The following is a 21610-nucleotide window of genomic DNA, read 5'->3' as shown; positions in this document are numbered from 1 at the left end:
GACCGCCACTCATTGGATCACCCCTCCAAGATCCCCGTTCACGCCAACAACCCTCCAGTATGGGAGTTCGCCATGGTGTCCCCCGCCCGGATGCCAACGAATCATTCGACCGGTCGGGCCGCCTTGTACACCGTACTCACGAAGAACATAACCCTGGCCCGCACGACTCCCATGCGCCAAGGTCTCCTCCCTCCAACCTGGAGCACCGCTCACCACACCTCGAATCTGGTCGGGAGTGGCACCTCGCAGCACAGACGGCGTGTCGAAGATATCGTCCATCGTTCGGATCGAGCTCAGCTGCCCGGCCTCGGCGCTGAGCTGCTGACGCAGGCGCTCAGCATTTGCTGCACTCGAAGCTCCTCCGGGGATGTCGCAGTTGTGAACCAGGACCGGAGTATCCCCGGCGAGTACATAGTACGTGTGAAGGCCTGCGACCGTGAGATTATAGGTGATTACTTCCTGATGGTAGTTACGTACATCTGCGATGGCGACTGCAGCGCCGTCAGGCGCTCGAAGCTTTTCTCCCGACTGAAGATCGCTTGCTTCAGTCCAGCGCCCGTTGGTGATGCTCCAGAAGGGGTGGTGCCATGTGGTCGTAAGCGTCGCTTCTCCAGCAGCGTTCGAAGACTCTCCAGGTTGTGTCCCCTGGAACGACAGGTCAGTGAAGTCCTCGTCATTCGGGGTCTCTATGACAGCCGTTACAGCCTTGTGGCTGTTTTCTCCAGCCTGAGGGTCTGTGGCTAGGACCGAGTCTCCAACTTTGACTTGTTCGATGGGCTCGCTCTGGCCGTCCGCCATGACAACCAGAGTTCCAGCGACAAAGCTCTGGCACAGACGTGCTCTAGCTCCGGCGGAAAGGCCGTTGAGTTCGCCTGGTTTACCGGCCCCGCCCCTGGCGCCGAGGGCCATCATCGAACCGGCGACCGAGTTCGCAGTCTTTTCGGTAGGCGATGGCCCGAAAGGCGTCTCGAGGGGCGCGCCTATTGCCCCGTGTCCGCTCGTTTGACCTTCCAGGCTGCAGTCGATGTAGAGGCAGTAGTTGGCGCGGAAGTAGTCGGCCTCCTCTTCGCTGGCCCCGTACTCCCACATCTGCAGAGCGGCCCAGTCGATGGTGCTTGAACCGAAGTTGTACTTTTTCAGTACGCGGTTTATCTCCGCCTCGCTGGTATTGCTGCTGTTCCTGACGATGTCCTGCTTCTGAGACATCTTCGCCGTGCGCAGGAAGGCGCTCATGGTGCGGTCTGCGAGGGTTACCGCGCACGAGTTGTCGTGGCGGCAGTCGGTGGAGCCATATCCCTTGGTGCCGGTGTAGACGGTCTTTTCGATGTCGACTGACCAGTCACCGTGATCGCTGGTCCAGGTTTCCTTGATGGGGTTGCCTGCCGGGTCGTTGCAGGAGCCGAAGCCTCCGCATGTGCCGTCCGGGCGCAGCCCGCTGGGGTCTGCGAGGTTGACGGGGTTGTTGTTGCTGTATGCGTAGCCGTTCCATTGCTGGGGGTCGGCTCCGTCCAGGATGGGGTCGGGGCTGATGAAGCGTCCGCTGGTGGGGTCGTACTGGCGGGCGCCGAGGTTGGTGAATCCGGTGGTGTCGTCCTTGGTGCCTCCGACGAAGCCCTTGGTTCCGGCCCACTGGGTGGACGTCGGCTGGGTGCCGCGGGGGTTTCCGAACGGGTCGGTGAGGCGCCGGGTGACGGTCTGGGCCGTGTCGGTGTTGATCTGGACGCCGTTGGTGCCGTGCGGGTCGGCGGCCTGGATGAGGACGGTGCCTCCGCCGATGGCGGCGGTGACGCGGGTGTAGGTGAGGCCGCCGGGGGCGGCGATGGAGCGGACGTTGGTTGTGGAGCCTGTCGCCGTGTCGAGGGTGAGCTCGTCGGTCGGCAGGTTGAGGGTGGTCTTGCCGGGGTTGCGGCGGATGAGCTGGTTGCCGTCGGCGTCGTAGAGGTACGTGGTGAGGCCGGCTTGGCCGGTCTTGGTGACGGAGTTGAGCTTGTCCTCGCCGTTCCAGGTCAGGGTCGTGGTGCCGCTGGTGTCGGTGATGGCGGTGGTGTTGCCCTTGGCGTCGTACTGGTAGCTGACGGCCTTGGTGCCGGCGGGTCCGCTGGTGGTGGAGGTCAGCAGGGCGTGGGGCCCGCCGGTTCCGCCGCCGGTGTTGGGGGCGTTGGTGGCGGTGTTGGTGGTCTTGGCGGCTCCGAAGGTCTGGGTGGTGGTGGTGTCGTTGAGGCTGTTGCCGGTGATGTCGTGCTGGATGAGGCCGGTACGGTTTCCGGTCGTGTCGTAGGTGTAGGTGTTCCAGTAAGGTGCCGGGCCTCCGACGGTGCGTCCGCCAGGGCTCAGGGTTGCGGGACCGTCCTTGTTGATGCAGGCGCCGATGCCTGGGACCGTGCTGGAGCTGCCGGTTCCGTGGATTTCACCGGAGGAGTCGGTCCAGTCGGCGGTGGTGGTGACACGGCCGGTGTCGGTCCAGGCGCCCGTCAGACGGTTGAGGTGGTCATAGGTGAAGCACTGGGTGTCTGTGGCGGCGGCGTCCTGGATGTCGGTGACCGACGTGATCCGGCCGGAGGGCGTGTAGGTGTAGCTGGTCTGGTCGGTGGCGACCGTGCTGGTCTGGCGGTCGAGGAAGGAGTTGATGACCCGGCCGGTAGCCCAGTCGTACTGCTGGGTGGAGACCACCTGCTTGCCGTATTCGCCGGCTGTCGTGCGTACGGGGCGTGCGAGGGCGTCGTACGCGACTTGGGTGATGACGGACTTGCTCCGGCTGGTGGCCGATGTGAGCAGCCCGGTGATGGTCCGGCCGTAGCTGACCGTTTCGGCCGGCAGTCCGCCGGCGGCGGGGATGCTGACCTTCGTCAGTGATCCGATGACGGCGCTGTAGGTGTTGGTGGTGGTGTAGGTGCCGGCAAGCTCCCTTTCCACGGACGGGATCGTGAGGGAGGTTCCGAGCGGCCGGTAGGAGGTGTCGTAGTCGGTGACCGCCGTGGTGTAGGCCGCTCCGCCGGCGCCGCCCACGTAGCGGGTGGATGAGGTGGGCTGGCCCTTGAGGATCGTGTCGTAGGTCCAGGACGCGAGCTGGTTCGCGGGCGTGGCGCTGCCACTGTACAGACCGGTCTTGCGGCCGATCAGGTCGTAGCTGTAGGTGAGCGTGTTGTTCGTGGCGTCGACCGTGTGGTCGATGCGGGAGTTGGCGTCGTAGAAGGTCCGCGTGGTGCCGGTGTCCGGGTCGTTGACCGCTGTTTGGCGTCCGCGCAGGTCGTAGTTGTAGCTCCAGGTGTTGCCGCTGCTGTCGGTCCGCGATGCCACCGAACCGCTCGGTGCGTAGTTGTAGGTGGTGACGTCCGCGTCGGCGGGGTTGCCCGTCGGCGTCGGAGTCCGGTACTGCCAGAGAGCGGTGGTGCGTCCTCGGGCGTCGGTCAGGGTCGAGGACGGTGCCGCGCCCGAAGGCGGTGTGACGTCGGTGCGGTCGACGCCGGGGTAGGCGGTGGTGGTGGCCCATTGGAGGTTGCCGTTGGAACGGAACTCGGAGCGCACGACGCGGCCGGTGCCGTCGTAGGTGTTCCATGTCTGGCCGGGGACCTGGCCGTCGGCAACGGGGATGAAGACGGACTCGGTGGGGAAGGAGCCCTTCTCGTAGTACGGGGCGGAGGTCTTGATCACCCAGCCGTGGCTGTCGTAGATGTTCTCAGTGATCAGGCGTCCGGTGGGCTTGGCGGCGCTGGTGCTCTGGGTCTGCCGGGGCCGCGCCAGGCCGTCGAAGATGTCGATGCTCGCGGAGTAGGAGAGCGCGTCGTCGTTGATCGACTCGGTTGTGATCGCGGAGGGTGCCTTGGTGCCGTTCAGCGAGTAGGTGAACCTGCGGCTCGGCAGTTCCGAGGTCGGCCGGTCGGGTGCCCAGACCGCGGTGAGGCGGCCGAGCGCGTCGTACTGGGCGGTGGTGACGCGGTCGTTGATGTCCTTGCTGGTCAGCGGCGAGCCGCGGGCTGGGTCCTGGGTGACGACGGTGGTCCAGCCTGCTCCCATCGGCCCGGTGGTGCGGATCTCGGTCGGGAGCTGGCCGGAGGCCGGGGTGACGGCGATAGACGTGACGGCGGGCGTGACCGTCGGTCCGGTCAGCTGCGCGCCGTTGCGGTCGTAGGTCGACCCGTCGGTCGTCGCGGTGGTGAGCGGCCTTCCGTAGACGTCGAAGGTGCCGCTGCCGCCGTGGACGTAGACCGGGTTGCCGTTCTGGTCGAAGTGGTCGAGGGTCTGGCCGCTTGTGGCGTCTCCGGCGGCACCGGCTTTGGTGAGGGGCTTGCCGTCATAGAGGACGCGGCTGCCGGACAGTGTGTTGGATGCGGTGGCCGCTGTGGAGCACGACCCCTGGTAGGTGGTCTTCTCCGACACCAGGGTCAGGATCTGGGGGTTGTCGCTGGTGGCGTAGCTGGTGGTCGTACAGATCTCGGGGGTGGCGGCGGTGCCGTCACCCTTGTCGTCGACCTTGACGGTGCGGTTGCCGTTGGCCGGCTCGGTGGTCGTCACGGCCGTGGTCGTACGCCAGCTGCCGTCGGCGAGCTTGGTCTTGGCGATTGAGGTGGTCTCGGAGTCCGGACGCCAGGCGTAGATTTTGGGCATGCCCGCGCTCTGGCTGTGGGTGGCGGAGGCCTGTTGTCCGTTGTAGGTGCTTCCGGAGATCGCGGTGACCGTTCCGCCAGCCTGGTCGTAGATCTCGGCGGCCACGGTCCGGCCGAAGAGCTGGGCGCTGTCGGTGATGGTGCCGCCGAGGGGGCTGGGGATCTGGACGGCGCGCTGGGTCTTGCCGTCGGCGAGGTAGTCGCCGTTCATGCCCCGCAGGTAGGTGACCGTCTTCTGGGTCTTCGGGGCCTCGCCGGGGCTGGCGTCGCCGGTGGTGGTGGTCACCGTCTGGTAGCCGCGGAACTGGTCCCAGGTGCGGACCTTGGGGTCGGTGAATTCGGAGTCGTTGCGGTGCCAGGCGGCCGCGCCGTTGTAGGTGTACTCGGTGGTCTTGGAGACGGCGGGAGTACTGACGAGGTCCTGCTCGGTCACCACCTTGACGAGGGGCTTGTCGAACCAGTCGTTGACCGGGTCCTTGGACGACCAGAAGTCCGGGTACCACTTGACCGGCATGCACGCCATTGTGTTGCCGTCCTCGGAGGCCGGCATACGGTTGTTGACCCGGGAGCACTGGGGGTCGGCGTAGATGACGTTGATGCGGCCGCCGGTCTCGGTCGTGACGCCCGTGAGGCGCGGGCGCATGTACATCTTCTCTGCCGGGACCAGGCCGTCGATGCGGTTGGCCCGCATCTTGTACTGGAACAGGACGGGAGGCAGGTCCTTGATCTCCGCCTGGCCGTTGCTCGGCACGCGCTGGATGGAGTCGAGCTGGAGGAGGCGCTTGGTGCCGTCACCGGGGTCGGCCAGTTCCTGGTTGAGGTTCCAGGTGTCGACCGTACGGGGCGCGGAGCCGACGAAGACCTGGGTGCTGATCGTGGTCAGGCGCTTGGTCGTGAAGAATGTGGGCGCCGAGTTCACGCAGGAGCTGTCGGTGCAGATCTGGTCGATCGGGGTGTCCGGCCAGGCGTCGGCGTTCGCGGCGGTGCGCTGGCTCTCGGAGCAGGTGATCGCGCCGTTGGGGACGCAGCGTTCTGCGACGGTGAAGACGACCTTCGCCGCGGGGTTGGCTCCGCCCTTGGCCGCCTTCTGCTCGTCCAGGCGCTGGCCGTAGGCGATCTCCTTGAGGTAGCCGGCCCGCTGGTAGTCCGTGAGGGTGCCGGTGCCGCCGCTCTGGACGCGGCCGCGGTTGTACTTGTTGCCCTCCGTGGCGTACTTGTACGTGGTCAGGTTGCCGTGCGGATCGACGACGTAGTCGAGCTGCCAGCGCCAGGCCATCTGGCACCACGAGCTGTTCCCGCTGCCGGAGTTGTAGCAGGGGTCTCCGCTGTTGGGCGAGTAGACCGGGGTGGTGAGGACGGAGTTCGCGGCGGGATCGCTTCCGTCTCCGCCTGGCAGGTGGTTGAGGCCGAAGTAGTACTGGACACCGTCAGGCGTGGTGATCCGCCAGTACTCCATGCCCTGGTAGTCGATGTCGCCCGCAGACTTCGTGGCGCCGGTGAGCTGCTCGACCTTGGAGCCGTCGTCGACCGCGAGGTGCCAGGTGCCGGAGGCATCGTCGCGCACGATCGCGCCGGAGTGTCCCGGCAGGGAGAGAGTGGCGTTCTGTCCGCCCCAGCACAGGTCCGTGGACCCGGTGATCCCCGCCTTGTCACAGCCGCGGTAGGAGCGTTCGATGAAGCCGGGCTCATAGCCCCAGCCGTCACCGATCCACGAGGGCTGCGCGTTCGAAGCGGACGTCTTGCCGTCCACGTCCGCCGAGTTGTACCCCAGCGCCACAACAGGAGAGCCCCCGGCAAGGGCCGGAGGCACCTCGACCGGGTAGTTGTAGGAGAAGCTGCCCGTGTTGGATCCCGCTGTCCAGGCCGCCGACGGCGACAGCGATGTCGCGGTGTAGTTACCCAGCGGGCCGGCGGGAGCGGGTGTCGGCGCCAGGACGACCGGCCCGCCGGTGGGCCCGGTGCCTGCGCCACCGGATGCCGAGGCGGGTTCCAGCGCCTTGGTGTACGACGCCTTCACCGCTCCGGTGTGCTTGTCGTCGGGCACCGCGGCGGGGGGAAGGGTGATGTCCGCAGTGAGCGTGCCGTTGCCGTCGGTCTTGGCCGTCACCGGTGTCTGCGTCCGGCACTCGGGGCGCTCCGGTGTCGTCAGGGAGCAGGCCGGAAGCGCGACGAGACCCGCGCGGTCCGACCATCCGCCGGCCTGCAGGGCCTTCAGGTCCAGGGTGACCTGGGCCCCGCGGCCGTTGCCGCCGGTCGGGGCCTCGGCGTCCTTGACCGCGATCAGCGGGCCGCTGACGCCTGCGGCCTTGCCCTTGTCCTGTCCGGCGACCTCGACGACGGCGGCGTGGACGCTCTCACCGCGCCCGGTCCCGGGGGCTACCCGGACGGCCAGGTTCCCGGCTTTGGAGCCGGTCTGGCCGCCGGAGGCGGGCGATGCCCCGCCTGTGGCCTTGCGCGCGGCCTCCGACTCGGCGCTGTCGGCTCCGACGGCGACCGTTGCCGTCCCGGTGACGACCGGGGCTGCGACCTCGGGCTTCCAGTCTGCGGCCTTTCCCGGGGCCGGAGCGCCCGGCGGCCGGGCGTCATGGCCCCTGACAGAAACGCCCGCGCTTCCCAGGGGGGTGTTCGGGGGAGTCCAGACCTCGCCCGCCGGCTCGGGGTAGGTCCACGCCACCGCCGGCGGCACGGTCACCCCGGTCAGTGCGAGCGCTACCGCGGTTGCCACCGCCGGCGAGCGCCAACGCCCGCCTATTCGTCTCCCGGCCCGTTTCCGGGCAGGCCAAACCACCACGTGCGATCTCTCCTCACCATTGTCGACACAGCGTCATATAGGCATGGCTGCGTCAGGATCCAGGTGACAATATGTGAGCTGACGATCACGTCGCTAGATTGTTCGAGTGCCATGCATGAGATTTTTATTAAGTCTTGACCTCACAATCCCTGCTTGTCAGGACATGTCCGTGCGGGTGGGAATCGGGGTTGACCAAGGCGCAGTTCAGGCCGCATCGTTCCCACCCGAACGCTCCCCTTGAAAGGGCAGCCGACCGGGAGGGATCTCACAGCTTCACCATGTCCAGCACTCCACGCGCCACCGCGCACACACCACCAGCACGACTGATACGCGAGCGCATCCTCGCGCTCACCGCCCTCGGCACCGGCTGCGCACTCAGCCTCGCCCTGCTCAGCGCCCCGGCAGCGCTTGCCGACACCACCCCCGTACCGCCGCCCCACGGTCCCGTGGGAGGCGTGAAGTTCCCCGCGCCCACCTCGCCCGCACCGGCCCGCACGCCCGAGCAGCAGGCAATGCTCGACGCGATCGCCAAGGCCAAGTCGACCGGCAAACCGGTCCCTGTGGAGACGCTGACCAACGAGCTCTCCAAGACCGTCGCCAACCCGAACGGCACGCTGACCACCACCGACAACGCCCAGGCCGTGCGCACCAAGCGCAGCGGCACCTGGACCGACATCGACCCGACGCTGCGCGCCAACGGCAACGGCACGCTCAGCCCGGCCGTGGCTACGACCGGTCTGAGGTTCTCGGGCGGCGGGGCCGGCCCGATGGCGACCGTGACCACCGACGACGGGAAAAGCCTGGCGGTGAATGCCCCGTTCCCGCTGCCCAAGCCGTCGGTGGCCGGTGCCAACGCCACCTACGCCGACGTCCTTCCCGGGGTGGACCTGCAGCTGACCGCGCTGCCCCAGGGCGGCTGGCGGGACGTCATCATCGTGCGCACCAAGGAGGCCGCGGAGAGCGCGGCTCTGAAGTCGCTGACCTTCCCGGTCTCCGCGCAGGGCCTGTCTGTCGTGTCGGACCGGTCTGGTGCGATCAGCGTCGTCGACGACAAGGGTGCCACCCGCTTCCGGGCCCCGGCACCTCTGCAGTGGGACTCCAGCAAGCCCGCGAGTCCTCCCACCGCCGCGGTCCGCGCTTCCAGGTCGGAGCAGCGCGCCGCGCTGGCCGCCGCTCCGTCCCCGTCGCCTGCGGAGGGCGCGACTGGGATCCCGTCGAGCGCCGAGGCGCCGGGCGACGGCGCGAACGTCGCCGCGATCAGCACCAAGGTCACCCCCTCGGCGATCGAGCTGACGCCGGACCAGGACGCCCTCGGCGCTGGCGACGGCCCGTGGTTCATCGATCCCGCCTTCGTCGCGGCCACCAGCTACTCGCAGGGCTCCGTCGAGGTCCAGGAGAACCACAAGGAGGCTCAGAACTACAATCTGAAGTCCAACGTCGCCACCGGCTACTGCGGGTACCACAGCAGCGACCCCAGCCTCGACTGCGGCAAGGAGGGACGCCAGCGCGCGTACTTCCAGTTCGGCATCAACCCGGCCATCTACACGGTCCCCGCAGGCGCCCAGTCCGCTCCGACCATCCTCGGTGCGGCCTTCAACGGCCAGGTCACCGGCGCATCGAACATGGCGACCGACACGCCGTTCGTCATCTATTCCGCCCCGCCCGGCAAGAACATCGGAACCACCACCAACTGGTTGGTGCAGCCCTGCGGGGACAACGGGTACGTCGTCATGGAGGGCTGCGCCCCGGTCAACGGCCAGCGGCTCAAGGGCACCGGCCCGCTGGCCATCGACGTGACGGACACCATGAAGCGCGCCGCGGCTGAGAAGTGGCAGGTCTGGACGGTCGGCGTCGCGCCTCAGACCTCCGAGTGGAACCTGGACTTCCGCCACTTCCTGGCGAACAACCCGTCCATCACTACCACCTACGACATCACGCCCACTGTCTGGTGGCCGCGCACCACCCCGACCCCGGGCTTCGCCGGCACCAACAGCACGGCGGAGTGCACCAGCGGGGGGGCCAACCCCTGGGACAACCCCGGGTGGGTCGGAAACAACCAGAACATCTATCTCACCGCCAACAGCTGGTCGCCGACCGGGCAGAACCTCTACACGGGCTACCAGATGTGGGACGACAACGATCCCAACTTCGGTGCGGCGGAAGGGGACTGGGGAGGCAGCTACAACGACCCCGGGCCCATGAAGGGCGTGGGGTCGCTGTCAGACGGCCACCAGTACGGCTGGGTCGCCCGCGCCGACGACACCACTCTGACCTCGCCCAACAGCGCTTGGTGCTACTTCCGTGTCGACAAGACCAACCCGCGCGTCAGCATCAAGTCGACCGACTTCCCACCCTCGGGCACGCCTAACCCCAACCCGGGCAAATACGTCAACGACCAGGGCGCCTTCACGATCAGCGCCGAGGACCCCGCCCCCGGCGCCGGTCTGCAGGCCTCGGGCGTCGCGTGCGTGCGGGTGAGCACCGATCCGACCCCGGTCGTCGGGTGGAAGTGCGGCCAGGACACCCTGGCCCCTGGCCAGCCCTACACGTACAAGCCCAAGGACTGGGGCACCAACACCCTGTACGCATGGGCCATGGACAACGCCGGGAACTACAGCCAGCCGGCCGTCTACAACTTCTACGTCCCCTGGAAGCCCGACACCCAGCCGCTGTTCGGCGACGTCGACAACGACCAGAAGCCCGACATGGTCACCGTCGACAAGAACGGCGACCTGCGCGTCATCGGCGGCACCACCGACCCGACCACATCCCTGGCCGCCCCCGCTGCAGCGGCGCCCAACAACCGGGACTACGGAACAACCTGGGCTGACTACCAGGTCAGCCACCATGGCACGTTTGTCATCGGCCGGGCAGTCGACGAGATCCTCGCCCACTACAACAAGGACACGACCTCCAAGCTGCGCGAGGCCCTGTACCTGATCCCCAACGACGGCACTGGACGCTTCGACACACTGACCCCCACCGCCCTCAACCGGCCCGCTTGCACAACCTACGAGACCGGAAAGCCCTGCCTCGGCTACAAGCAGGCGAACTGGAGCAACGCGGCTCAGGTCATCGCGATCGGCACTCCAGAGGGTGAGGCGGTGGGCGGCGAGCCGGGCAACGCGAACCACAAGGTCATCATGACCCAGACCTCCATCCTCTCTCTGGAGAACAACAACCTCTACCTCTTCCAGTCCAACGGCCTCGCCGACGCCCTCGACGCCGCCACCTACCTCCCTGCCGCCTCCGGCAGCTGGGCCGATCTGGAACTGATCAACCCGGGCGCGGCCAACGGACCGACCACCGTCCCCGGAACCACCGACCCGACCAACCAGGCAACCGTCTGGGCGCGAAACCGCACAACCGGCGACGTCTACGCCTACCCGCTGGGCTGGAAGGCCGACGGCACCGTCGACTACAGCGCCCTCACCAAGCCCGACCAGGGGATCAAGCTCGTCGTCGGCCAGCCGCTCAAGGCGTCCGACTACCCGCGCATCGGCGCCGGCGACCTCAACAACGACGGCACCCCCGACCTGTGGGTCATGGACGGCACCAACTCGATCTCCATCTACCCCGGCAAGAGCACCACCGGCGTCAAGGGCAAGGTCGACGGCTTCGACCACTCGGCGTTCGCCGGCTACTCCGACTCCAGCGTCACCGTCCACCCCCAGCTCGTCGACTGGCAGTGCATGGACTCCATCGGGGGGCCCAACGAGGGCACCGACGTCGCCGTCTACGCCTGCTGGCAGACCGTCAACCAGCGGTTCAACTTCGCCATCGACGGCACCGTCCGGTCGGGAAGCTGGTGCGTGTCCACCAAGGGCAACGCCCTCGCCAACGGCACCGGCCTGATGCTCTCCCGCTGCGTCGGCAACACCGGCCAGAAGTGGGCCGTCCGCCCCGACGGCCGGATCTACCTGCCCGCCACCGTCACCGCGGACAACCCCGGCGGCCGCTGCCTCGAGCTGCCCGGGTGGCACACCGAGCAGGGGACCCGCCTCGGCATCTGGGACTGCCCCGGCATACAGGCCAATCAGCAGTGGAACCTCACCTACGAGAAGCACGCACCGTAGTCACTCCGCTAGCGGACTGCTCGACGCGGTCTGGCTGACACCCGAGGGCGGGTCCCGGCGAACGCGCCGGGACCCGCCCTGTGCGTCCGGCACGAAGACCATCGCCGAGTGGAACAGCTGCCGGACGGGACCCGTAGCCCGCCGGGGAAACAGTGCGGCACTACCTGGGCACACCGGTCTCAGGGCGCGACCCCGGGCCTCCGTATTCCACCAAGTCCTATGCTGGGACGCATGTTTAGAGGAGTCATCAGTCGCGAGTCGGTGCTCAGCGCTGTAGAGGAGTACGACCGCGTCGGCCAGGACGCCTTCCTCTCCCAGTACGGGTTCGGCCAGGCTCGCACCTACCTGCTCGTGTATGAGGGTAGGGAGTACGACTCCAAGGCCATCGCGGGCGTGGCTCACCAGTACGAGCACGGCACGGCGCTGCTGCCCACCGAGTTCCATGGTGGTACCGGGGAGGCCGTCGTGTGGCTGAAGCGGCTCGGTTTCACGGTCAAGTCGGTCCGCAATCCCGACTGGGCCTGGGACGAGGTCGTCCTCGCCTGTGACGTCACCGCGGAGAACGGCTGGAGAGGACTGGCCGCAACCGACCCCCGCGTGGTTGAGCTGTCCCGCCTGCTCCAGCTGCTCCCGATCCATGACGTCTCATCCAGGAACGACACGTTCCGAAACGCCAACGGGGTGGCGCGCAAGACCTTCGACATCGCTACGCGCCATCCGGACTACAAGGGCAAGCCCACCAACGGCGGCGCTACGGACCGCGCTGTCCTGCAGGCGTTCCTGGACAGTCCGGTGGAAATGGCTGCTGCCGCTCAGCTCATCCGGGCCGGGGTCCTTACCGGCGGCTTTCAGGCGCCAGTGGCACCAGGTGAGGACCCGGAGGACTTCGATGCACCGGAGGGCCGTCTCCTGCTGCGGCAGCACCTCGCCCGGGAACGCAGTCCGGAACTGCGCCGACGGAAGATCGACTCAGTGGTGCGGCAAGGCCGCCGCCTTTCCTGCGAGGTCTGCAGTTTCGACTTCCAGCAGGCCTACGGTGACCGCGGCGCCGGGTACATCGAGTGTCACCACGTGGTCCCTTTGCACGCGGCAGGAGAAAGCAGGACGAAGCTGTCGGACCTTGCCCTGATATGCGCAAACTGTCACCGGATGATCCATCGCCGCGCCCCGTGGCCGACGCCTTCGGAACTGCGGCGACTGATGTCGGAGGCCAAGACAGGCTCTCAGGAGACCAGGACCTGACCTTGCGCTGCTGCCGGATGTGATTCGGCGTGGCTGGTGTGACGGCTGGGTCGTTGGATTCGTCATGGGATTGACGGGTGCGGTTGGAGCGTTTCTGGCGGCACGGTGTTCCCCGGTGGGCCGTTGACACGGCCCACCGGGGAACGTCTCGCCTGACCGGTACCGGCTGTGTTCAGCGGGTCTGGAGCAGCTCGATGATCTGCATGGGGCTCTTCTCCAGCGTGAACCAGTCGGCGACGATGACCCGGTCGGCGTCCTGTGTGAACGAAAGGGCGGCGTCCAGGGCAGGCCGGAGGTCGTCGCTCACCAGTTCCTCCTCGCACATGTGGAGCGGATGCTTCGCCACCACCGCGTGGGGCAGGCCGCTGCGGGAGGTGAAGGTCACCCCGGGCAGGTTGCCTTCCAGGAAGGTGCCCTTGTGCATCTTCTGGAGGCCGGCCAGGGACTGGCGGGCACGGTCGTCCGAGGTGCTCGCGAACCCTCCGGAGAGGACGGTCAGCAGGTCGCCGGCCAGGCGCCAGTCGAGCAGGGGGTGGTAGGCCATGTTGGAGTAGTCGCGCAGGCAGCCTGGGCACGAAGAGGTGCAGACGGCGGAGTGCTCGGTCTCCCTCAGCGAGTCCAGGTACGCGTGGGTGGCCCGCATGTAGTCGCCGATGACCTGAGGGCTGCCGAGGTGAGTGCTGAACCCTGCTCCGTTCTCCAGGGCGTCCGCCAGGAAGGTGTAGGCGACATGGCCGTCCGGATGCGCTCCCGGGTGGATCCCGGCCAGGAGTTCCTGCCGGCCGACGTCGAGGAACTTGGCGGCCGCGCTGCGCAGCAGGAATGCGAGCGAGTACCAGGCGGCCCGGCGGCCCTGGCTGATGTCGCTGCCGTAGGCGGGAGGAGCCGGGGAGAGGTTGAGCCGATACCCGTGGGTCTCGTCGACGGCGGATACGGGGCCGAGGAAGAAGAAGTCCGTGGGCAGGACCGCCCCGAGAGCCACCTGGACTTCCTCATCGCTTCCCGGTCCGTTGCCCTTGACAGCGGTGTACCCGCCCCAGCTGCCCGAGGTGCGGCGCAGTCTGAACAGGTCGCCGTTGTTGTCGTTGATGATGTAGCGCTCGCCCGGGCCGGAGTAGACGTGTGCGCCCTCCCAGGAGGTGAACTGGAGGGCTGAGAGGTTGGCGGCGGCCCGGGACGAGACGGTGCGCGGGGCCCAGGCGAATACCCCGTCGAAGTCGCGCGGCTCGCTGGCGCGGAAGCCTGCGGGCTCCCGCAGTTCTACGACACTGTAGTTCTCCGAGCTGCACTGCGGGCAGGGGCCCTCGCCGGACGGTGCCGTCTCGACGTGGTTGCAGACCCGGCACAGTCCTACGGCCTGGGGGTTCTCCAGGGGGTCCGCTACGGGCCTGGGGCTCCTGGCTGTGGGCTCGAAGTCGGTGATCCCCTTGACGGTGAACACCTGGCCGTCCTTGACGACCTCGCTGCCCGGGGCGAACTGGGAGACGGACATGGCAATGTCGCGGTCGATCGTGTGGTCAGGCGGCCATGGAGACCTCCTCTGCGGGACCTTCAGGTAGAGCTGCCTGACCCGGGTGGGGAACCCGAACATGGGCAGCACGCCCGCGTGCGCGAGCCGCTCGCTGAGTTCCTCGGAGCCGGTGGGCTGGGCAGCCACCTCTGTGACCTTCTTCAGTAGCTTCTCCAGCCACTGGCTGGTGAGGATCTCAGTCGGCTGGAGCGGGGTGAAGGCGCTCAGCGCCTGTGCTGCCGCGGCTAGTACGCCGTCCTGCTGGTTGAGCCACTCCCGGACGGCTGGCTGGGCCGCGGGCCAGTCCCGGGCTTTGCCGAACTCTCCGTGCACGCTGCCTGAGCCGCCGTGGGCATCGAGGTTGCGGAACGCGAGCCGCAGGACCTCGGCGGCCAGGGCGCGTTCCAGGATCTCCGGCCGTTGGAGGGTCAGGTAGGGAGGCGGGGTTGGGTCGTTGGTGATCGATGACGGGTTCGCGAAGTAGTGCTCGTCGTGGCTGCGTCCCCGGCAGACAGTCAGCGCGACCGCGACCGGCGAGGCCCGGCGGCCGGCCCGCCCGACGCGCTGCTGGTAGTTGAAGCGGCTGGGCGGCATGTTGGCCATCAGGACGGCGGACAGCGGTCCGATGTCGACGCCGGCCTCCATGGTGGTGGTGACCGCAAGGAGGTCGATCCCGTGCACGAGCGGGACCTCGGGCGGGTCGTTCAGGAAGACGTGCTGGAAGCGGGCCTGACGGGACTGGGCATCGAGACGGTCCGTCTGGCCCGTCAGCTCGGCGCAGTTGAGGCGGAAGGCGGCGCGGTCACTGGCTGCCTTCCACGCGTAGTAGTCGCCTGCTTCCGGGTTCCTGTCAGGTTCCGGCTGCGCGGGGAGGGTGCTGTGGCACCGCGTGCAGGTACCGGCGCTCGGGGTGAGGTGCCGGCGCCCGCACTGGCCGCACCGCCACGAGTGGCTGGGGGAAGGCTGGACGGCCGCCTTCCTCGGGTCGATGAGGTACTCCCGTACCGTATCGCCCCACGCGGCCTCGGCGGCGATCTGCACATCGTCGGGGTGCTTGTCCTGGTGCTGTGCGACGGCTTTCCAGTACTCCCGGAGCTGCGCCGGAGGCTGGTCCCTGCCGTCGCGGAGGTCCTGGAAGCGGCGTAGTTCGGCGAGGATCCGCAGGCTGGCGCGGCCGAGGCCGTCAGGGTCGGGGACAGCTGGTGAGGGGGCGACAGAGCCCAGTCCGAGCGATTCGATATCGCGTCCGGCACCGGAGAAGAGGGCTTCGAGGGTGTTCTCCAGGAGCCCGTTCTCGGAGCTCAGGGCAGCCCTCTGGGCGTCTGAGGTTCCCAGCTGAAGCGCGGGGGGCTGCTGTTCCCAGTCGAAGAGCTCGTGCCAGGGCAGGTCATTGACGTGCTGCACGCTCGGCTTCGGGCCCGCGGGGTTGACTCCCAGGGAGAGCAGGCGCTTGTTGACGTGCACCTTGGCCAGAGCCTCGAGGGCTGGCGGGGATGCGAGCCGTGCTTCCGATGCGGCCGCGTCGGCTTCATTCTGGAGCAGTAGTGCCAGGCGCAGGGCGTTCAGGTCGTCTTTGTTCTGCGCGCTGAGGCGTTCGACGGCAGCGGTACCGGCCTCGGACTGCCCTTGCGGATCGGCGCGAACGGCAGCCACGTCTTCAGCGGCTCGGGCAGACCGTCCCAGCTCGTCCAGGGCGAGCAGCCGGATGAGGTCCTGGTAGTGCCGCAGGGCGATGCCTGCGGAGAGCTTGGCGGCGTCCTGCCGGCTGTCCGTGAAGACGATCAGCTTGCGCTCGGCAGGGTCGGTGAACTGCTCGGCGAGCTCGTCCGACAGCACCTGGTTGATCTTCTCGAAACCGGTCCTCATCGTCCGCACGGACGATGCCAGCCGCGCGGGGTCGGTGATGGGCCTGCGTGTGCCGTGCTTGGTGTAGAGGCGCTCCCAGTCGGCTCCGCAGCACGGGCTGCGGGTGGGGAAGGGCGGGAACGAGGAGAGCGCGTGCTTGGGCCGGCCGGTGTTCTTGTCGACAGGCGTGCTCACATGGAAGCTCCAGCCGGTGGCCTTGGCTGCCCCGTTGGACAGCAGCCCGGTAGCCGGATCGTAGGCACTGCGACGGAAGGCGAACGTGACACTGCTGTTGTCGGCGCTCCACTCAGCGTCGTCGTCAGCGCGCTGCGGGCCCTTGGAGGGCCAGTAGACGATGTAGTTCTCCGCTGACCGGTCCTTGCCGGCCTGGTCGGGGGCACGGGACAGGTCAGGGCTGTCAGGCAGCAGGACGGACTTGAAGACTCCGCGTCCGGTAGCGCTCTGCGGCACGTAGCCGCCCAGCATGGCCTCGCCGCAGGACTGGCAGTAGAGCAGTTCCAGGACGCGGGCGCCGCAGTCGCAGAAGGTGCGGGGGACGGAGTAGATCCTGCCGACGGACCGTGACGGGTCCTGGAAGGGGGCAGGGACCTCCGGGCACCGGGGGTCCGAGCAGGCCCACATGCCGGCCACGTTGCGGAAGAAGAGGTGGATGCGGATCCTGGGCAGGCCGTCGACCCCGGCCTCGGCAGCAGCACGGATGGCGGCCGCCGTCCCCTGCAGGGCCTTGCCGGCTTCCTCGCTGCTGCTGGAGGGGAACAGCTTCCTGGCGAGGGCCGCAGAGGCCATGGCCGGGGCGGAGGGACCGGCCGACCCGGCACCGAGCGCGCTGGCCAGCGCCTGCGCCGCACCGGTCGCGGAGAGCAGCTCGGCGGCCTCAGCGGGACCGGGCTCAGTCCCGGCGTACCGTGCCAGCCCAGGGGCGGCTGCGGAGATGTCCTCCGGGCCCGCGGCACGGGGAGCAGCCTCTCCGGAGATGAAGTGGAAGGACTTCTCCCCTGCAGCGAAGAACTCCTGGAGGAAGCGGCGGTCCTTCTCACGGGTCTCGTCCAGTGATGCGGAAGCGGCGAGGATCCTGAGCTTCTCTGGGCGCTGGTTCAGGCCGAGCCGGTGGAGGAGGTTGCGGACCAGGTAGGCGGTCTCGGTGCCCTGCGTGCCCCGGTACATGTGGAGTTCGTCGAGCACCAGGGTGAACCGGGCGTCGTCGTGCGAGTCCAGCCACTGCGCGGTGCGGAGGAAGAAGTCCTCGTCGCGGCTGCGCCGGAGCATCACGTTGAGCATGGAGTAGTTGGTGATCAGGATGTCGGGGGACGAGTGGTACATGTCCCACCTGCTGCGCATCTCCGCCCCGTCCAGGCGGGGGGCGAAGTAGCGGATGTCCTCTCTGCAGCTCTCCTCGGCGGCCGCACGGGCGCGCTCGCCGCGGGCAGCGGTTGCCTTCAGGTAGCTGCGCAGCTCGTCGACGGCGTAGCGCTGCTCCTGGCTGCCGGTCACGGGGGTGCTGCCGGTGAAGCGCCCGAAGTAGAAGCGGTGGCCGCCGCGGTGGGCGCGAAGCCACGTGCGGGCCCGGTCGCTGTCCAGGGCCCGCCTGAGCCTGACGAGCTGGTCGTCCACGAGTGCGTTCATGGGGTAGAGGATCATCGCCCGGACTGCGGGCGTGTGCCCGGTCTCGCCCTGCCGCTGGGGGCAGTAGTCCGCTGAAGACCGCTCCCACCACGGGTTGGGCACTGCGGGCTCGCCCTTCCAGTCCTGTGACTCGCGCAGCAGGTCGGCCAGGATGGGCAGGAGGAATGCTTCAGTCTTCCCTGACCCGGTGCCGGCTGTGATCACTGCGTTCCGGCCGGCGGCCATGGTGCTGGCCAGGGTCCGTTCCTGGTGGGTGTAGAGCTCCATCCCCTTCTCGAAGAGCCCGCACTCGGCGAAGTCGGCCAGTTCGGGGGGAGCTCCGGCTGCCGTGGCTGATTCGGCGATGCTGCGCCCTGTGAGGGCGTAGTCCGGCCGGAGTTCGACGAAGGGGTCGGCGAAGACGCCGCCGGGCTGGTCGAGCAGAGCCCGGCGTTCCGCTTGGAGGCTGTTGTTGCGAAGCCGGAAGGCGGTGTCGTAGTAGCGCAGGTAGGCCTCGGCCAAGGCGTTGTGCGTCGTGAAGGCGTCCAGGCCGGGCAGGGGTGTGCTCATTCAGTCTCCAGACGGCGGTGCAGGGTGCGGGCAATGCGGTCGGCGATGAAGAAGGGGACCCCGTCGTAGTGCTCCGTGCCTGCTGTGCGCAGGCTCGCCAGCCCTGTGCACAGGACCGCTGCCCGTTCGTGGGCCAGCGGCAGGGGCGCCCTGCGGTCAACGGTCATGCGTCCCAGCGTGCCGGCGCTTCGGCTGCCTGTTCGGTCGGCTTTCCAGCGCAGGGGGAACGCTGCCGGCGGGATGACGTGGTGGATGCCTGCCCTCCGGTCGACGCTGTGCCAGGTCTGCTCCGGGAACGGGTCGGGAGTGTGCAGACGGCCGGGAGCCGAGGGCAGCCTGGGCCGGTGGAGCAGGGAGTAGCGCTGCAGGCGGTTGTACTGCGTGAACCGGTACAGGCCGGGGGCGGGCCAGCTGCCGCCGAGGGCGACGGGGACGAACCGGCCGGCGACGGGGTCGAACCGTTCGGCTGGGCTGTCGCGCGCCGGGGGAGCCGCCGCAGGCCCCAGGGTGAACGGACGTAGGGACCTGGCGGCGGACTCAGCCGCGCACGGGACGGCCGCGGAGCCGGTGGACGCCGCGAACTCATGGAGGCGGGAGCGCTCCGAGTACTGCAGCCATACGGCCGTCGGCAGGGGTATCCCGGACTCTTCAGGTTCCTGGGGTACGGCCGTCACCGCTCCGTGCTCCTGGTAGAAGCCCGGCCCGACGGGCCGCGCACCGGTGAGGACGGCGGTCTGGGTGTTCCCGGGCAGGTCCGTGATCTCGCAGGCGTTCGCGCTCCACCGGCCGGTTCGCCAGTCGATCGTGACGGCGCCGAGGGCTTCGATGCGGCTGAGCCACTGGGTGGCGGGCCGCCTGTCGCAGCCGGCGGCCCATGATGTGTGGCGGATGAGCGCGGCCAGGGGGCCGCTGCCCTGCTGTGCCATCCAGGAGATGAAGTGGTCCGGGTCAAACACGTGTGAATCCCCCTCGCGGGAACTGGCTGAGGGCTGCCTCCCTGTAGCGCTTCCACAGGGTCGAGTGGGCTGTGCCGGCCAGGTCGAGCAGGACGAGCCGGCTCCAGTAGTCCTTGGCAGCCCGGCTGAGGGAGCCGAAGTCCGGCTCCTGCGGCTGCAGCAGGGTGACGGCGGGCTCGCCGGCGCCGGAAGCAGCCACCAGCCAGACAGCGCCGGGCGGAACCGGTATGCGGGCTGTCCCGCCGCCGCAGAGCGCGGGGGCGCGGTCCCTCCACCACGCGGGCTCCTGAGGCCGCCGGGCCGCGAGGAAGTGGCCTTGGGCGGTGAGGAAGCGCACGTCGCCGCCCAGGGGAACGGCGACGGTTCCCGGCGGGGCACCGGGCACGGGGCCGCCCGGAGCGTCGGCCAGGGGCTCCGGCGCCGATGCGAGGTAGAAGTCAGCGGCGGTGCCGCCGGCTGCCAGTACGTGCCGCCCGGGGGCGAGGCCCTTCCCCCGCAGCACCGTCAGGCCGTCCGGCGGGACGGCCAGCGGCTGGCCGTCCAGTGTCACCAGGCCGGGCCGGCGGTAGGCCTCGGGGACCATGGCATCGGGCTCCCCGCCCAGTAGGAAGAGCGAGCGGTGCCGCCACCCGCGTTCGACGAGCAGCCCGTTGCGAAGGCTCAGGCGCTGCTGCGGATGGTGGCGGACGCTCCCGACAGCGGACCGGGACAGAGCCGCGGCCAGGGCCTGCTCGTCGTCGAACCGCAGCTCGGGAGTGACCTGCCAGCCCGGAACCGGGACGGGCTCAGGGCGGCGCCACTGATGGCCTGCATCGGCCAGGAGGCTCTGCAGCGGACCCTGGCCGGACGGGTTGAACAGGAACACATAGGGCTCGAGGGCTGTCAGCACATCGGTTTCCGTCCAGCCGCCGGCGAGAGGGTCCTCGCGCAGCGCCAGGACACTGCGTCCGCCTTCGACGCAGGCTTCGGCCACCGCCCCGCGTGCACAGAGCCCGTGCTGCAGGGCCTGGGCCAGGTCAGGTATCGCCCCGGAGAGTTCGTACACCTGGTCCGCGAGCGCGATTTCCAGCGCTCCGGCGGGATGCCGGAGTAGGTCGTGCTCCACACCGGACACGGCCTCCGCGTGCCAGCGCGCTTCCCATCCTGTGAATTCGTCCTCGAGGACGACGCGCAGGCGCACCTGGGGCAGGCCGCTGCTGCCGTGTCCCAGGTTCGTGCTCCCGTCCCAGCCCTCGAACAGGGTGACCAGCAAAGGCTCCAGGAGCGGACCCTCTGCATGGGAGCCGAGCGCCTGGCGAAGCCGCTGGGACAGGCCCCCTGGATTGACGGAGCTCCACATCTGGAGCTTCTCCAGCAGCCGCCTTCCGTGGACTTCCTGGCCTGGCGACAGGTTCTCCGAGCGGAAGAACCGCCGCAGGGCCGCGTGGTCGGACGCCCTGACCAGAGCCTGGGACTGGGCGTAGCCGATCTTCCGTAGGGCCGGGTTCCTCCTGATAGTGCTGAGGCCGCGTGCCCCGCCCTGCTCCCGGAGCCATTCATCCAGGCACAGCCACTGGCCGACGACGGCCTCGTAGTTGCTCTCAAGCGGCTTCCGGTGCCGCTCCCCGCCCCAAGAAGGACAGAGCACCTCGGCAAGGCGCGCGTAGTACGCGGGAGCGCCGGGCCCCGCTTCAGTCCGCTGCATCCTGGCAGCTGCCAGCACAGCTGTCGCGAGGAGCGGGAGGCAGGGCGGAGGATCCTCGCGCTTTCCGCGCCTCCATACGCGGCAGCGGTCCGAGACCGGTTGGTACGGGTCCCCATGCCAGGCGAGCACGGAACTGACGGCTGTGCTGAGGCCCTGGACCTCGGCGTTGCCCTGGAGCTCGCGTAGCTCGTTGTCATTGATGAAGAAGAGGACCGGTGTGTCTTTGCGGTGCCCGCCGAAGAACGCCTCGGCAAGGCGGGTCTGCCACCACTCGTATGCGGCCCAGCGGCTGCCCGGCCCGTCGCCGGACTCATCCCTCACCTGTCGGTTCCATGTCCGCGACCAGTCCCGGCAGCCCGGACCTCGGCCTGGCCGCGCGCAGGCAGTGCAGCGGCCGCGCTCACATGCATGAATAGCCCCCCAGCTCAGGAACATGCTGATGATCAGTCAGCACTGCTCAGATTTATCATCTTGGCCGGGCTGTTCATAACCAGCAGCTTCATGGAAGGAGACGAGGCTAGGCTGGCTCGGAGGTTTCTTCAAAGGGCACACGAACGCGTCTGCCTGAATGTAGGGTTGAAGATTGTCCAGCCCTGGGCGAACTGGTTGGCCTCGCCTTCCTGCGGTGACGACGCCGCCCCAAGGCGGTGTGCACCCGGCGGACTTCAGCTGTACGGCAGGAGCCGGGACGGTCCTGGGGCCCGGACTG

6 protein-coding genes are annotated in these 21610 nt (G+C 68.6%); 2 read left to right on the top strand and 4 right to left on the bottom strand.

Going from position 1 to position 21610, the window contains the following annotated elements:
• Nucleotides 1–9: 9 nt before the first annotated feature.
• Nucleotides 10–7296 carry an RHS repeat-associated core domain-containing protein gene (locus tag ACZ6Y7_RS26220; protein WP_465760379.1) on the bottom strand — a complete coding sequence of 2429 codons (7287 nt, stop codon included), beginning with the start codon at nucleotides 7294–7296 and terminating at the stop codon, nucleotides 10–12.
• Between the two features lie 377 nt (nucleotides 7297–7673).
• Here ACZ6Y7_RS26220 and ACZ6Y7_RS26215 point away from each other — a divergent pair, with 377 nt between their 5' ends.
• Nucleotides 7674–11471 carry a ricin-type beta-trefoil lectin domain protein gene (locus ACZ6Y7_RS26215; protein WP_465760378.1) on the top strand — a complete coding sequence of 1266 codons (3798 nt, stop codon included), beginning with the start codon at nucleotides 7674–7676 and terminating at the stop codon, nucleotides 11469–11471.
• Between the two features lie 231 nt (nucleotides 11472–11702).
• The gene (locus ACZ6Y7_RS26210) at nucleotides 11703–12713 is read left to right on the top strand and encodes an HNH endonuclease (protein ID WP_402224327.1); all 1011 of its coding nucleotides are present in this window, start codon (nucleotides 11703–11705) and stop codon (nucleotides 12711–12713) included.
• Nucleotides 12714–12885: 172 nt separating this feature from the next.
• Here ACZ6Y7_RS26210 and ACZ6Y7_RS26205 read toward each other — a convergent pair whose 3' ends face one another.
• From ACZ6Y7_RS26205 to ACZ6Y7_RS26195, 3 genes are read right to left on the bottom strand one after another with little or no spacing between them, the layout of a single operon-like run.
• Nucleotides 12886–18261: a DEAD/DEAH box helicase gene (locus ACZ6Y7_RS26205; RefSeq protein ID WP_465760377.1), complete on the bottom strand. Its 5376-nt coding sequence runs from the start codon at nucleotides 18259–18261 to the stop codon at nucleotides 12886–12888.
• Nucleotides 18258–19217: a hypothetical protein gene (locus ACZ6Y7_RS26200; RefSeq protein ID WP_402224330.1), complete on the bottom strand. Its 960-nt coding sequence runs from the start codon at nucleotides 19215–19217 to the stop codon at nucleotides 18258–18260. Before ACZ6Y7_RS26200 ends, ACZ6Y7_RS26205 begins: the two co-directional genes overlap by 4 nt.
• The gene (locus ACZ6Y7_RS26195; RefSeq protein WP_465760376.1) at nucleotides 19210–21222 is read right to left on the bottom strand and encodes a hypothetical protein; all 2013 of its coding nucleotides are present in this window, start codon (nucleotides 21220–21222) and stop codon (nucleotides 19210–19212) included. Before ACZ6Y7_RS26195 ends, ACZ6Y7_RS26200 begins: the two co-directional genes overlap by 8 nt.
• Nucleotides 21223–21610: the final 388 nt, after the last annotated feature.

It is taken from the genome of Kitasatospora sp. NPDC053308 (genome assembly GCF_055585785.1).
The sequence above is the reverse complement of the archived record's forward strand: the minus strand, read 5'-3'. Positions and strand labels throughout refer to the sequence as shown.